Below are 12,364 nucleotides of genomic sequence, written 5' to 3'. Positions count from 1 at the left end.
ATCCCAACCATTCAGATTGGGCAACGTTGAATGAGATAGCAAGTTATCATTTTTTACGGACAGTATCGTTTTTGCCGTTTCTGTGGCTAATTTTATACGCACGCTAACCTAAAAACTCAACTCATGTCCTTATTTACGACAATTTCTGACCTGTCGCGGTCGGTAGGCAAAGCCCGTTTTGCGCTGGCCCTGTCTGGCTTGCTGCTACAGGCCAGACTAACGGGTGCTCAGGATACACCGACGTATCAGACGCCACCCAAGGCGCTGGCCGATCTGGTTACGATGCCGCCCACGCCAACGGTCAGTCTGTCTGACAAAGGTGATGTTATGGTCATTCTGGAGCAGGCCTCAGCGCCCGGCATTGCCGAACTGGCCCAACCGGAACTCAAACTGGCCGGTCTGCGCATGAACCCAGCCAATAACGGCCCCAGCCGCATGCGCTACATCACAGGCCTGAAAATTAAAAAACTGAACGCCAGGGAAGAAACACCCGTAACGGGGCTACCAGCGTCGGCGCTGATCAGCTACGTACAATGGTCACCCGACTACAGCAAGATTGCCTTTGCCAACTCGACCGACGAGCGAATCGATCTGTACGTAGCCGATGTGGCGACGGCCAAGGCGACTAAAGTGGGGAGCGCTGCTCTTAACGCGACCATGGGTACCCCTTTCCGCTGGCTGTCTGACAGTCGGGCGCTGATTGTGAAGACCGTGCCAGCTGGCCGGGGCAACACCCCCGAAATGAGCCGTGTGCCCGCCGGACCTACCACCCAGGCCAACATTGGTGGCAAACGCGGGCAGGCTCCTACCTATCAGGATTTGCTCAAAAGCCCGTCTGACGAGAAACAGTTTGCCTACTACACCACCGCCCAGGTGGTGCGGCTTAGCCTGGACGGACAGGCAACCCCCATTGGCCAACCCGGCATCATTGCCTCGGCCGACCCATCGCCGGATGGTAAGTACGTCCTGATCGAAACCGTACATACGCCCTTCTCCTACCTGGTGCCTGTTTATCGGTTTCCGCTGCGTACTGACGTATATGCCAGTACGGGCGCTCTCGTAAAAACCCTGAACGACGGCCCCCTGCAGGAGAGCGTACCCTACAGCGCCGACGGAGCGCCAACGGGTCCGCGCGAGTTTGCGTGGCGGGCCGATGCCCCAGCTTCGGTCTACTATACCGTAGCGCAGGACAACGGCGATCCCAAAGTAAAGGCCGACGTGCGGGATAAGGTATTCCTGGTCGAAGCGCCTTTTTCGGGACAGCCTCGCGAAATATACGCAGCACAATACCGGTTCGAAGGCTTTGAGTGGGGCAACGAGACCATGGCACTGGCTACCGAACGCTGGTGGCAGACGCGCAAGATGTTGACCCGTACCGTAAACCCGACCAGCTGGCAGGCAGCCACCCTGTTCGACCGGTCGTACGAAGATCGGTACAGCAACCCCGGTCAGCCCGATACGCGCCACAACCAGTACGGTCGTGAAGTACTGAACCTGCTGGCTAACAACGAGATTCTGATGCTGAACGGGCAGGGTGCCTCGCCCGAAGGCGACCGTCCGTTTGTGAGCCTGCTCAACCTGAAGACCAAACAAACCCGCGAACTGTGGCGGTCGGCAGCTCCGTATTTCGAGCGTCCCGTTGCTGTACTGGACGCAGCCCGGCAGGTCATTCTGACCACTCGCGAAACGCCCGACGAGAACCCGAACTACTTTGTCCGTAACCTCAAGGCCCGCATCGCTCCGGTTCAGGTAACGGCTTTCCCGCACCCCTATCCGCAGCTGAAAGGCGTTCAAAAGCAACAACTTCGCTACAAACGGGCCGATGGCGTTGACCTGACGGCTACGCTGTATCTGCCAGCTGGCTACAAGAAAGAGCAGGGCCCACTGCCTACCTTCCTGTGGGCTTACCCGGCAGAGTTCAAGAGCAAAGACGCGGCCGGCCAGGTGTCGGGTTCGCCCTACCAGTTTAACCGCATCAGCTACTGGGGTGCTGCGGCCTTCGTAACCATGGGCTACGCTATTCTCGATAATGCCAGCATCCCCATCGTGGGCGAAGGCGACAAAGAACCAAACGACACCTACGTTGAGCAGCTCGTCAGCAGCGCCAAAGCGGCCATCGACGAAGGGGTTCGGCTGGGCGTAGTCGACTCGAGCCGTGTGGGCGTGGGTGGTCACTCGTACGGTGCCTTTATGACGGCCAACCTGCTCTCGCACAGCAAGCTGTTCAAAGCCGGTATTGCTCGCAGCGGTGCCTATAACCGCACGCTGACTCCCTTCGGTTTCCAGAATGAACAACGTACCTACTGGCAGGCGCCGGAGGTTTACAACACGATGTCGCCGTTCATGAATGCCGACAAAGTAAAAACGCCGATCCTGCTGGTTCATGGCGAAGCCGATAACAATACCGGTACGTTCCCAATTCAGTCGGAACGCTACTACAACGCGCTGAAGAGCTTCGGTGTAACCAGCAAACTGGTGCTGCTGCCGTACGAAAGTCACGGTTATACGGCCAAAGAATCACTGCTGCATATGCTCTGGGAAATGAACGGCTGGCTCGAAGCCTACGTCAAAAACCCCAAGCCAGCCACAGCCGCCGGTCAGGCCGGTAAAGTAGGGGGCGGCAAGTAAGAAGTCACCCGCTGATCGGGGTTGTTGAGATGCGGGTGATCCGTTTCTTGACAACCCCGATTTTTTTATAGCTACCTATCAGGCATCTGATACGGCCCAACCGAACCCGCGCCCCCCGCTGAATGTTGTGTATACAGGAGCAGCCTGTACGGCTCTATACCATCTGTTTTCTGCCTACAAACCCGAATGCTTTACCCCCAGACATTAGAACATAAACTAGGTTTCGACACCATCCGCCAGCACCTCAAAGACGCCTGCGTTAGCCCGTTGGGTCAGGATTATGTCGAGAAAATCCGCTTTACCGATAACCTCTCGCTGATTGATAAACTCCTGCGCCAGACCGACGAGTTTCGGCAGATTGTGCAGTTTGAACCTGACTTTCCGAGCAGTAACTACATCGATGTACGGCCCCACCTGAGCCGCGCCCGCATCGAAGGCCTAGCCCTGACCGAAGCTGAATTTTTTGACCTTAAACTGGCTCTGCGCACCATTCAGGACTGTCTGAAGTTTCTGGCCAAACGTGAAGAGAGTCAAACATTCCCGTTCCTGCGTGAGTTGGCCGGGCCGGTTGGCGTCGACAAAAAACTGACCGACGCGCTCGAACGCGTCATCGACGACCGGGGCAACGTTCGCGACTCGGCCTCGCCCGAGCTGGCTCAGATTCGTCGGCGGATCATTGGCGAACAGGCCAACCTGCGAAAACGACTCGACAGCATTCTGCGTCAGGCCCGGCAAAACGGCTGGATTCCCGACGACCTCAGCCTGACCGTACGCGGGGGCCGGCTGGTTATCCCGATTGCGGCCGAACATAAACGCAAGATCAAAGGCTTTGTCCATGATGAATCGCAGACGGGGCAGACCGTATTTCTCGAACCAGCCGAAGTGTTCGACGCCAACAACGAAATCCGCGAGCTGGAGTACGAAGAACGACGCGAGATTTACCGAATCCTGCTGGCCCTGACCGATCAGGTCCGGCCCCACCTCGATGATTTGAAACGGGCCATCAATTTCCTGGCGCAGATCGACTTTATACGGGCCAAGGCTAAATTGGCCATTCAGCTGGACGCGGTGCTGCCTAAGCTCCACGAGCGGCCGTTCGTTAACTGGACCAGTGCGCGCCATCCGCTGCTCCATCTGTCGTTCCGGAAACAGAATAAAACCGTGGTCCCGCTGGGCGTTCGGCTCGACGAAAAAGCCCGGATTCTGATCATATCCGGCCCCAACGCGGGTGGTAAGTCCGTTGCGCTCAAAACCATCGGGCTGGTTCAGTACATGCTGCAGTGCGGTCTGCTGGTTCCCATGGCCGATTATTCGGAGATGGGCGTCTTCCAGAATCTGTTCATCGACATTGGTGATGAGCAATCGCTGGAGAACGACCTCAGTACGTACTCGTCGCACCTGACGGCCATGAAGCAATTCGTGATTGGGGCCAACAAACGCACGCTCTTCCTGATCGATGAGTTCGGAACGGGTACCGAGCCAGGCCTGGGCGGAGCCATTGCCGAGTCGATTCTGGAAGACCTTAACAAGTCGGGCGCCTACGGAGTCATCAACACCCACTACACCAACCTGAAGGTGTTTGCCGATAAAACCCCGGGCCTTATCAATGGCGCCATGCGCTTCGACGGGGAGCATCTGGAGCCGCTTTACCAGCTGGAAATTGGTCGGCCGGGCTCGTCATTTGCGTTCGAAATTGCGCAGAAGATTGGCTTGCCCAAAGGCATCATCGACCGCGCCAAAGAGAAGCTGGGCAGCCAGCAGGTCAACTTCGAGAAACTGCTGAAAGAACTCGACATCGAGAAACGCGTCTTCTCGGAGAAAAACCTCGAAATCAGCATCAACCAGCGTAAGGTAGCCCAGCAACTGGCCGAATATACCGCCCTGAAAACCCGACTCGACAACGAACAGAAGCAGCTGCTCAACGAAGCCAAGCAGAAAGCCAAAGCCCTGGTGCAGGAAGCCAACCAGCGAATCGAGAACACCATCCGGGAGATTAAGGAAAACAAGGCCGAACGCGAAGCCACCAAACAGGTGCGCCAGGCACTCGAACGGTTCGACCAGAAAGAGCTGAAGCCCGAGCCGGTAGAGCTGGAAAAACCCAAACCCGAAGAAGAGTTCGAAGCCGATAACGGCGCCATTGCGGTCGGCAGCTACGTCCGGATTCAGGGCCAGAATACCATCGGCGAAGTGCTGTCGATTCGCGGCAAAGACGCCGAAATCCGGATTGGCGATCTGAAATCGAACATAAAGCTGAACCGACTCGAGAAAGTCAGCCGGAAAACGTTCGTAGCCGCTACCGAAACCCGAGACGACCGACCGCGCAGCCGGGGTGTCGACATGAACGAGAAGATGCAGAACTTCAGCTTCAACCTCGACATTCGGGGCAAACGGGGCGAAGAAGCCCTGGGCGAAGTAGACCGTTTCTTCGATGATGCGCTGATGCTCGGATACCCCGAATTGCGCATCGTACACGGCAAGGGCGACGGTATACTTCGTACCCTGGTCCGGAATCACCTGCGCGGCTACAAACAGGTCGGGTCGATGCAGGACGAACATGCCGACCGGGGCGGGGCCGGTGTTACGATTGTGAAGATGAAATAGGCTCGCCGACCAGCTGTACTCCTCAACCACAAACCGCAGTTCACTTGAGCTGCGGTTTGTGTGTCTATAGGCCCCCGAAACAGCCACCGGCCGACCGAAAAGCTGGCTATTATGACCAGAAAGTAATAGATTGTCAGCGGCTTATCCGGCCATTCATCCATACAACCTTACTCCAACCGTCACATGCGCAACCTGTACCTACTCGTTTTCTGTTTATGGGGCTTCATCACCTACGCCCAGCAACCGGCCGCCAACCCCGCCGACCTCACCGAACGCATCCGCAACCTCGAAGAAAAACTGGATTTTGCGTTGCAAAGCCAGGACAAAAGCACCGATGATCTGATGTGGTACCAGCGCGTAGGCGACGTTGCCTTTGTCGACAAAGTACGCTATACCAGCAAACCACCCCACGTGATCCGAAACCCGACCGGACAGGGTGCTACCAATCCACTGGTCATCCCGGCCTACACGTTCACGCCCCGCAAATACGCAGCCGACAAAAAACTACCGCTGATCGTGTTCGTTCACGGCGGGGTACATAGCGATTTCAACTCCAGCTACGCCCATATTGTCCGCGAACTGATCGAGCAGGGGTATATTATTATTGCCCCCGAATACCGGGGCAGCACGGGCTACGGCGGCTCGTTCTACAAACAGATCGACTACGGCGACTACGAAAATGATGACGTACTGGCCGGCAAACGGTGGGCCGTTGAGAACCTGCCGCAGGTTGATCCTGACCGGGTAGGTATCATGGGCTGGAGCCACGGCGGCATGATTACCCTGATGAATATCTTCGACCATGCCGACGACTATAAAGTAGCCTATGCGGGCGTTCCCGTCAGCGACATGATTGCACGGATGGGGTACAAAAGCCAGAGCTACCGCAACGAATTTTCGGCCGCTACGCACATCGGCAAAGATGCAGCCGACAACGTAGCTGAGTACCGACGCCGGTCGCCGGTCTGGAACGCCCAGAAGCTGAAAACGCCCCTGCTCATCCATACCAACACCAACGACGAAGACGTAAACGTACTCGAAGTAGAATCGCTGATTAACGCCCTGAAGGCCAACGGTAAGAAGTTCGACTACAAGATCTACCAGGATGCGCCCGGCGGCCATATTTTCAACCGCATCGATACCCGGCTCGCCAAAGAATCGCGCCAGGAGATTTACCGGTTTCTGGGTCGGCAGCTAACGCCCCCTAATGCGGTGAAATAGCAATCAATCAAGGAGCCGCCTGCTGCTCATCGGCTGAGTAGCGGGCGGCTCGTTTCACGCTGTTAACAGTGAGTCACGTCAGTGCGCCGATACCATTTTCAGCCCGATTACCGAACCGATCAGGAGCGCGATGAAGAACAACCGCCAGAAGTCGGCTGGCTCGCGGAAGAACAGCATCCCGATCAGCACCGTGCCGACCGCGCCGATGCCCGTCCAGACGGCATAGGCCGTACCGAGCGGAATAGTGATCGTGGCTTTGTTGAGTAAGTAGAAGCTAACTGCCGCACACACCAGAAACCCGGCCGCCCAGCCAGGTTTCTGAAAATTATCAGACAACTTGAGACAGGTAGTGAAGCCGACTTCAAAGAATCCGGCCAGAATCAGCAGTAACCACGCCATTCGATTAAAACAAATTGGTACATGCTGATAACCGCCAACCGGTACCATTTGTCTCCAAAGGGCCGGAAAGCCGCAATAAAAAGTGCCGGAAGCAACGCCCCCGGCACGCATGAAACTGACTGGCAAACAAGCCGCAAAACGGCTTCGCCGGTTACGACAGGCCCAGCACTTTTTTGTTAAAACTTTCGTCGGCTCCTGTGCCGGCGAAGTCGTCGAAGGCGCGTTCGGTTACCCGGATGATGTGGCCATCAATGAAGGGGGCTCCTTCGGCGGCTCCCTGCTCGGGATGCTTCAGCGCACACTCCCACTCCAGCACAGCCCAGCCATCGTAGTCGTACTGCGCCAGTTTGGAGAAGATACCCGAGAAATCGACCTGGCCGTCGCCCAGCGAACGGAACCGCCCGGCACGTTCTACCCAGCCCTGGAAACCGCCGTACACGCCCTGCTTACCCGTTGGGTTAAACTCGGCATCTTTTACGTGGTACGCATAAATACGCTCGTGGTAGAAGTCGATGAACTGCAGATAATCGAGTTGTTGCAGCAGGAAGTGGCTCGGGTCATAATTGATACCGGCCCGCGGGTGGTTATTCACCTTCTCCAGGAACATCTCGAACGTAATGCCATCGTGCAGGTCTTCGCCGGGGTGCAGCTCGTAGCCCACGTTGACGCCTGCCTCGTCGAAGGCGTTCAGGATAGGAAGCCAGCGGTTGGCCAGCTCGGTAAAGCCCGTCTCGACCAGTCCGGCCGGCCGCTGCGGCCAGGGGTACATAAATGGCCACAGCAGCGCTCCCGAGAAGGTAACGTGGCTCGTCAGACCGAGGTTTTTCGAGGCTTTGGCCGCCAGCATCAGCTGGTCAACGGCCCAGGCCTGCTGTTCGGTTGGTTTACCAGCCAGTTCGGCCGGGCCAAACCCGTCGAACATGGGGCCGTAGGCGGGGTGTACCGCTACCAGCTGCCCCTGCAGGTGGGTCGACAGTTCGGTGATTTCAACACCGATGTCGCCGAGTTTGCCTTTCAGCTCATCGCAGTAGGTCTGGCTTTCGGCCGCCTGCTTCAGATCAATGACGCGCGGATCCCAGGTCGGCAGCTGAATGCCCTTGTACCCCAGGTCTGCCATGTATTTGGCAATGGTATCCAGCGAATTAAAGGGTTCGGCATCACCCAGGAACTGAGCCAAAAAGATGCCGGGGCCTTTCATTGTTTTCATCTTTTATTGAGCGAGTTAGTGATTGTGTGATTGTGTGATGACTACGAGCCGCTATTGGCGCTACTACGCGATTTGGATAGTATCTTCAACAACTGATAGCCCTCATTCATCAAATCACTCAATCGTGTTTCAGACACTATTTCTGTAAAAATTAACATCTCCAGCCAAAAGAGCGACTCATCTAATTCCTCAACGACAATGCTGAGCTTAGCGAAAAACTCATTCTGGCTACGGGCACGGCGAACAGCGCGGTAATTGGCGGCAGATGAAGATGATGACCGTATCAGTTGCTTGCCAAAATGCTGAGCTTCATAAGCATGAGGAAGAGCCCGAAAAACCTGAACACAACGAAGCATGAACGTTTTCAGACGTTGCTCAATGTTGTCAGCAAACACCCCTTTATCCAGTTTGGCAGGCTCCATAATCATGCATAGGTAAGCGTCGCACTCAATCGCTCATTCACCCAATCACTCAATAATTACCCAGGCCTGGCTGCGGTTCGATTCCAGAATTTTTTCGCAGATGAGCAGTTCGCGGTAGCCGTCGGCGAACGTCGGATACGTCGGGTTTTCGGGTTGTTTACCGGCTTCGATGGCGGCATAAACTTCTTTGAACATCTGTTTCGATGTATCGGGGAAGCCTTCGTTGTGCCCACCGGGGAAGCTGATGACCGAGCGCGCTTCGGCATGAACCAGCGACGGATCGTCGGTCATGGTTTGGTTGTACCCGTCGCGGTTACCGATCCAGAGCTGGTTTGGCGACTCCGAATCGAAGGCGAAGGTCTTCTTCGAGCCCGAAATTTCGATCTTCAGCTGATTCTTGCGACCGGCCGATACCTGCGAAACCGTAATGACGCCCCGGTTGCCGTTGTCGAACCGCAGCAGCACGTTGGCATGATCTTCGGTATTGATCGGTACATCGGCATAATCTTCCGGCTGCAGCATCTTGCCCGAATACGTCTCAACGGGCTTCAGGGGCTTTTTGCGGGTTTTGTGAACCGTGTTGAAGTCGGCCAGTACGGCTACCGTTTTCACCCCGGTTACGTATTCGAGCAGGTCCATCAGGTGCGAACCGATGTCGGCAATAGCCCGCGAATCGCCCGATTTATCGGGTTCGAGCCGCCAGTTGTAGTCGGTGTTGTAAAAGAGCCAGTCCTGGAGGTAGGAGCCAATAATGCTGTACACATCGCCCAGCTCACCTTTCTCGCGCATGACCTTCATCTGCCGAACCAGCGGGTAATAACGTAGGTTGAAATGAACAGCATTGACCAGCCCCGTCTCTTTAGCCAGCTGTACCAGCTCCTCGGCTTCGTGCAGATCTTTGGCCAGCGGCTTTTCGCAGATCACGTGCTTACCGGCCAGCAAAGCGGCTTTCGACTGCTGATAGTGCAGGAAGTTGGGCGTACAGATGTGTACCACCTGGATATCGTCCATCTTGAGCAGCTCCTCAAACGTGGCCGACCGCTCAATACCGAGTTGATCGGCTTTCTGACGGGCCAGCTCCGGCGTTACTTCGCAAAGGGCCAGTACATTCGTGTTGGGCAGGCGACGGAGGGCTTCGATATGCGCCGGTCCAATGAATCCGGTGCCGACGACACCGATGTTGATTTTTTGCATGAAAGGTAGTTCCGAAGCTCCAGCTTCGGTTAAGGTTTGGTGTTTGTTACAGCCGAAGCTGGAGCTCCGGTTTTACTCAACAAATTTGGTCCACTTGGTAGAGTCGTCCTGGCTGGAGGCTATTACGGTGTCGATAAAAGCCAGCCCGCGCACGCCATCGTAGACCGTCGGGAAGTCATAGAGCGGATCGGCCGGCCGGCCTTCCATATGCGCCCGAACGGCGTAGGCAAAGTTGCGGTAAATGTTGGCAAAAGCCTCAAAAAATCCTTCCGGATGGCCCGCGGGCAGTCGGCCGTGCGCTTTGGCAGCCGCCGACAAATCACCCACCGACGGGCGAATGATGCGCTGGCTTTCCTGCGTCTTGTAGAGGAGAGTATTAGGCTCCATCTGACGCCACTCAAGGCCGCCCAGTTCACCGTAGACGTAGATTTTGAGGGAGTTTTCTTCACCGTTGCTGATCTGGCTGGCGTGCAGAACCCCTTTGGCACCCCCTTCGAAGCGCAGCAGCACATTGCCATCGTCATCCAGCTGACGGCCCGGCACGAAGGTGCTCAGATCGGCGCAGAGTTCGCTGATTTTTAGTCCGGTGATGTACTCGGCCAGGTTTTCGGCATGGGTACCGATGTCGCCCATCGCGCCGGCCGCACCCGACCGCGCCGGATCGGTACGCCAGATCGCCTGTTTGTAATCATTGTGCTCTTCGTCTTTCGAGAGCCAGCCCTGCGGGTATTCGACAACAACCTTCCGGATAGGGCCCAGTTTGCCGTTGCGCACCATGTCACGGGCTTCTTTTACCATCGGGTAGCCGGTATAATTGTGCGTCAGCCCGAACACCAGACCGGTTTTCTCCACAATGGTTACCAGATCTTTGGCTTCCTGCAGGTTGAGGGTCATCGGCTTATCGCAGATGACGTGAAAGCCGTTCTCCAGTGCCATTTTGGCGGCCGGGAAGTGCAGGTGGTTGGGGGTAACAATACTGACAAAGTCAATACGGTCGCCTTCGGGCCGTTCCTTCTCGGCCCGAATCATCTGTTCGAACGAATCGTAGACCCGTTCGTCGGGCAGATAGAGTGCCCGACCGGTGGCTTTGGATTTTTCGGGCGACTGGCTGAAGCAGCCGGCCACCAGTTCAATTTCGTGGTCGAAGATAGCGGCCCGACGGTGTACGGCCCCGATGAAGGCGTCGAGGCTACCCCCTATCTGACCCATGCGCAGTTTGCGATGCATAACGTAGTTTTTTAAGTAAAGAGCCTGTTCGGGCCGGTTTACCCGTTGTTCGGCGTGAACAATTTTCGGGGCGGAAATTAGCGGAATAACTTTTTTTTAGGAAATTTTGCACGAACGGACTACTTACAACAGGTAATTGCTACCATTAGACACCTTTTTTTGACAACCCATTTCGTTCTAATCTAAACCCCTAAAGTATATTCCAAATGAACCTAACCATCAACCGTTCGCGGCTGTTCAACGCCAGTTGCTTTGCAATCATTACCACGGCCATGGCGTTCGCTATCCGGGCGGGTGTGCTTACCCAACTGGGTAAAGAGTTTAACCTGACCGCCCAGGAACTAGGGTATGTAAACCAGATGGCTTTTCTGGGATTCCCCATTGCCATGATCTTTGGAGGACCGCTTTATAATATCATTGGACCAAAACGTATTGCCTGGGTAGCGTTTGCTACGCACGTGCTGGGTCTGGTACTGACCATCACAGCATCGGGCTTCTGGAGTCTGCTGATTTCTACGTTCTTCGTTGGTTTTGGTAACGGAACCGTCGAAGCAGCCTGCAACCCGATGGTTACGGACATGTACAGCGGTAACCAGACCACCAAGATGCTGAACCGGCTGCACATGTGGTTCCCAGGCGGTATTGTGATTGGTAGCCTGCTGTCGAAGTTCATGACCGACGCGGGCCTAAGCTGGCAGCTCCAAATTAGTGCGATCCTGATTCCGGCGGTTATTTACGCAGTCCTGTTTTTTGGCCAGCAGTTCCCAGCCAGCAAAGTAGAAGGGGCTTCGTCAACGGGAGAGAACTTGAAGGCCATGGCGTCTCCGCTCTACCTGTTCATGCTGGCCTGCATGGCGCTGACGGCTATTTCTGAGTTTGGCCCCGAGCAGTGGATTGATCCGATCATGAGAAACGCCGGTGCTAACCCCATGCTGATTCTAGCGCTAGTTACGGGCCTGATGGCCGTTGGACGTTATTTTGCCGGGCCTATCGTACACCGCCTTAACCCCACAGGTGTCATTTGGGGCTCGTCTATCGTAGCCGCTATCGGTATCTACATGATGAGCAACGCTACGGGCGGCATGGTCTATCTGTCGGCCGTTATCTTCGCTATCGGCGTGTGCTACTTCTGGCCAACCATGCTGGGCTTCGTCGCCGAATACATACCCAAGTCGGGCGCGTTTGGCTTGTCGATTATGGGCGGTATGGGCATGTTTGCTACCTCGATCTTTCAGCCCGTAATTGGAAGCTGGCTCGATACAGAAGCAGCCAAACGCGGTCTTACGGCCGAAACGGCCGACCTGGCAACGGGACAGGCTACCCTCGGCCACATGGTTATTTTCCCGCTAATTCTCATTGTGGCTTTCGGCATACTGTTCTTCGTGATGCGCAACCGCAAGCCGGGCCACCACGTAGACGAAAGCGTCGTGCTGAATCAGCCGATCCAGTAAGAAAGCAGGTTATT

General features: G+C 55.8%; 9 protein-coding genes. 4 read left to right on the top strand and 5 right to left on the bottom strand.

Annotated elements, in window-relative coordinates:
- Positions 1–123 precede the first annotated feature (123 nt).
- The 3 genes from FBR45_RS04215 (at position 124) to FBR45_RS04205 (ending at position 6,450) form a co-directional block, all read left to right on the top strand.
- Positions 124–2,628, top strand: coding sequence for a S9 family peptidase (locus tag FBR45_RS04215; RefSeq protein WP_138499606.1), 2,505 nt, complete (start codon positions 124–126; stop codon positions 2,626–2,628).
- Positions 2,629–2,814: 186 nt separating this feature from the next.
- On the top strand, positions 2,815–5,229 hold the full coding sequence (locus FBR45_RS04210; RefSeq protein ID WP_138499604.1) for an endonuclease MutS2: 2,415 nt from the start codon (positions 2,815–2,817) through the stop codon (positions 5,227–5,229).
- Between the two features lie 183 nt (positions 5,230–5,412).
- A complete protein-coding gene (locus tag FBR45_RS04205; protein WP_138499602.1) occupies positions 5,413–6,450 on the top strand; it encodes an alpha/beta hydrolase family protein in 1,038 nt (345 codons plus the stop codon).
- A 78-nt stretch (positions 6,451–6,528) separates the two neighbouring features.
- Here the strand turns inward: FBR45_RS04205 and FBR45_RS04200 are convergent, their stop codons facing one another.
- The 5 genes from FBR45_RS04200 to FBR45_RS04180 all read right to left on the bottom strand — a co-directional run bounded on the left by FBR45_RS04200 (position 6,529) and on the right by FBR45_RS04180 (position 10,881).
- Positions 6,529–6,849: a DMT family transporter gene (locus FBR45_RS04200; protein ID WP_138499600.1), complete on the bottom strand. Its 321-nt coding sequence runs from the start codon at positions 6,847–6,849 to the stop codon at positions 6,529–6,531.
- 151 nt (positions 6,850–7,000) lie between these two features.
- Entirely contained in the window at positions 7,001–8,056 is a 1,056-nt protein-coding gene (locus FBR45_RS04195) for a sugar phosphate isomerase/epimerase family protein (protein WP_138499598.1), read from the bottom strand.
- Positions 8,057–8,097: 41 nt separating this feature from the next.
- Positions 8,098–8,478, bottom strand: coding sequence for a four helix bundle protein (locus tag FBR45_RS04190; RefSeq protein ID WP_138499597.1), 381 nt, complete (start codon positions 8,476–8,478; stop codon positions 8,098–8,100).
- Positions 8,479–8,523: 45 nt separating this feature from the next.
- Positions 8,524–9,672 carry a Gfo/Idh/MocA family protein gene (locus tag FBR45_RS04185; RefSeq protein ID WP_138499595.1) on the bottom strand — a complete coding sequence of 383 codons (1,149 nt, stop codon included), beginning with the start codon at positions 9,670–9,672 and terminating at the stop codon, positions 8,524–8,526.
- Between the two features lie 72 nt (positions 9,673–9,744).
- Positions 9,745–10,881, bottom strand: coding sequence for a Gfo/Idh/MocA family protein (locus FBR45_RS04180; RefSeq protein ID WP_138501922.1), 1,137 nt, complete (start codon positions 10,879–10,881; stop codon positions 9,745–9,747).
- A 224-nt stretch (positions 10,882–11,105) separates the two neighbouring features.
- On the opposite strand from FBR45_RS04180, the gene FBR45_RS04175 reads away from it, so the two are divergent.
- Positions 11,106–12,350 (top strand): MFS transporter, encoded by a 1,245-nt coding sequence (locus tag FBR45_RS04175; protein WP_138499593.1) that lies wholly within the window; start codon positions 11,106–11,108, stop codon positions 12,348–12,350.
- Positions 12,351–12,364 lie beyond the last annotated feature (14 nt).

Origin of the sequence: Spirosoma lacussanchae, assembly GCF_005870035.1 — a bacterium.
In the GTDB taxonomy this organism is placed as follows: domain Bacteria; phylum Bacteroidota; class Bacteroidia; order Cytophagales; family Spirosomataceae; genus Spirosoma; species Spirosoma lacussanchae.
This window is presented reverse-complemented; position numbering and strand designations above follow the sequence as displayed.

Bases quoted from the DNA above. Each gene is read 5' to 3' on its own strand.
- FBR45_RS04215 (WP_138499606.1), top strand. From the start codon at position 124: ATGTCCTTATTTACGACAATTTCTGACCTGTCGCGGTCGGTAGGCAAA.
- FBR45_RS04210 (WP_138499604.1), top strand. From the start codon at position 2,815: ATGCTTTACCCCCAGACATTAGAACATAAACTAGGTTTCGACACCATC.
- FBR45_RS04205 (WP_138499602.1), top strand. From the start codon at position 5,413: ATGCGCAACCTGTACCTACTCGTTTTCTGTTTATGGGGCTTCATCACC.
- FBR45_RS04200 (WP_138499600.1), bottom strand. From the start codon at position 6,849: ATGGCGTGGTTACTGCTGATTCTGGCCGGATTCTTTGAAGTCGGCTTC.
- FBR45_RS04195 (WP_138499598.1), bottom strand. From the start codon at position 8,056: ATGAAAACAATGAAAGGCCCCGGCATCTTTTTGGCTCAGTTCCTGGGT.
- FBR45_RS04190 (WP_138499597.1), bottom strand. From the start codon at position 8,478: ATGGAGCCTGCCAAACTGGATAAAGGGGTGTTTGCTGACAACATTGAG.
- FBR45_RS04185 (WP_138499595.1), bottom strand. From the start codon at position 9,672: ATGCAAAAAATCAACATCGGTGTCGTCGGCACCGGATTCATTGGACCG.
- FBR45_RS04180 (WP_138501922.1), bottom strand. From the start codon at position 10,881: ATGGGTCAGATAGGGGGTAGCCTCGACGCCTTCATCGGGGCCGTACAC.
- FBR45_RS04175 (WP_138499593.1), top strand. From the start codon at position 11,106: ATGAACCTAACCATCAACCGTTCGCGGCTGTTCAACGCCAGTTGCTTT.